This window comes from Dietzia maris, from assembly GCF_014144855.1.
Classification (GTDB): Bacteria; Actinomycetota; Actinomycetes; order Mycobacteriales; family Mycobacteriaceae; genus Dietzia; species Dietzia kunjamensis.
Map to the genome: position 1 here is coordinate 1 of NZ_JAALDN010000531.1, position 2,153 is coordinate 2,153.

At 72.8% G+C, this 2,153-nt stretch carries 1 protein-coding gene and 1 pseudogene; both read left to right on the forward strand.

Annotated elements, in window-relative coordinates; translation table 11 throughout:
- Nucleotides 1-283: pseudogene (locus tag G6024_RS15735) on the forward strand (hypothetical protein); the annotation flags it as partial.
- Between the two features lie 167 nt (nt 284-450).
- The coding region (locus tag G6024_RS15740; protein ID WP_159149132.1) for a HelD family protein at nt 451-2,153 on the forward strand (1,703 nt) is incomplete at its 3' end.

The window sequence follows — 2,153 nt, forward strand, 5'->3', positions numbered from 1 at the left end:
CCACGCAGCGGCCGACGAGGCCCGGCCCTACACCGCGCAGGTCCGCGACCAGGCCGGTGTCGCCACCCGACTCGCCGCGGTCCGGGCCGAGGAGGCCCGCAAGGCCGCGCAGGCCAAGAAGAAGGACGCGCAGAAGGACGCCCGCAAGAAGGCGACCCGCGCCGGCAAGGACGCCAGGAAGAAGTCCGCCCGGTTCGAGAAGGAGGCGGGCAAGAAGGCCTCCGAGGCCAAGAAGATGACGGACGAGGTCCGCGCGAAGGCCGCCGACGTCATCCGTCCCTGACGACCGGGGCGGGCCACCGCCCCCGGACTACCGCCGGCGGCCACACCGCCTCCCGACGACCCCGCCCCCACCCGGGCGGGGTCGTCGTCGTCTGAGCACCCGTCGCGGTTCCCGGTAGCCTGGTCATCCTGCCCGAACCGACCACGCAGACCCCGGAAGGAGCGCCCGTGACGGGACACGACGCCGTCGACGAGGAACAACGTCACCTCGGCCGCCTCCTCGACCGCCTCGAGGAGTTGCGGGCGGACACGCGTGCGCGCCTGGACGCCGTCCTGCGCGGGTCGGGCGGCACCCCGCAGGCGCGGTCGGAACGGGAGTCGTTCGCCCGGCTCTACACCTCCGAGCTCGCGGCGTTCAGCGCCGCCAACCTGGGCCTGTACTTCGGCCGGTTGGACATGGGGGACGGCGAGGTACGTCGGATCGGGCGCGTGGGTCTCCGCGACGACGACGACGACCTCACGACGCTGCTCCTCGACTGGCGCGCCGACCACAGCCGGCCCTTCTACCTGGCGACGACCGCCCGGCCGGAGGGCGCTCACCGGCGCCGCCACCTGCGGACGATCGGTCGCCGGGTGATCGGGATCCACGACGAGTACCTCACGGCCCCGCAAGACGGTGAGGTCCCCGAGGACCACGACGACGTGGTGGGCGAGTCCGCCCTGCTCGAGGCGCTGGACACCGCCCGTTCCGCCCACATGACGGACATCGTGGCCACCATCCAGCGGGAGCAGGACGAGATCATCCGCAACCCGCACTCCGGCGTCCTGGTGGTCCAGGGCGGCCCGGGTACCGGAAAGACCGCCGTGGCGCTGCACCGCGCCGCCTACCTCCTCTACACGCACCGGCAGCGGTTGGACCGCAGCGGTGTGCTCATCGTCGGACCCAATGCGCGGTTCCTCGACTACATCGCGCGCGTGCTGCCGTCCCTCGGCGAGTCGGGGGTGGTCCTGCGGACGCTCGCCGATCTCTATCCGGGCGTCCGGGCGACCGGACCGGAGACACTGCGCGGCGAGGAGGTCAAGGGCTCCGGCGAGATGGTGGGAATCCTCAAGGCCGCGGTGCGGGCCCGCCAGCTCGCCCCGGAGGCCGACGTCGTGGTGCGGGTCGAGGGACACGATCTGACACTGACCCCGGCGACGGTGCGGGCGGCGAGAGGGCGCGGACGGATGACCCGGCGACCCCACAACCAGTCCCGCGACGCGTTCGCGACGCGGATCATCGACGCCCTCACCGAGCAGTACGTCTCCGCACTCACCGACCCGGTCGGGCGGGCGGAGGACGAGGCATGGTCACCGGACGGCGACGGTGTCGGCGACCTCGGCGACGCCGCCCGCCCCCTGTTGGACGCGGATGACCGCGCGGAACTCCGCCGGGAGGTCGAGGCCTCCCGCGAGGTCGCCGAGGCGATCGACGGGTGGTGGCCGGTGCTACGGCCCGAGCAACTCCTCGCCGACCTGCTGTCGAGCCGCGACCGGATCGCCGAGGCGGCGGGTGACTACGTCGCGGAGGACCAGGATGCGCTCTTCCGGGAAAACGGCGCCGCGTTCTCGGTGGCGGATGTACCGCTGCTGGACGAGCTCGCCGAACTCCTCGGCGAGGACCCGACCGCCGATGGCAGTGAGGCGGACCGCGCGTGGGCGGAGCAGGTCCGACAGGCGGAGGAGGCTCTCGAGATCCTCACGGGTTCGGCCGTGCAGGACATCGAGGACGACCTCGATCCGGAGGTGCTCATGGCCTACGACGTCGTCGACGCCGAGTCCCTGGCCCGCCGTCACAGCGAGGACTCCGATCTCACCGTGGGCGACCGGGCCGGCGCGGACCGGACGTGGGCGTTCGGGCACGTGATCGTCGACGAGGCGCAGGAGCTGTC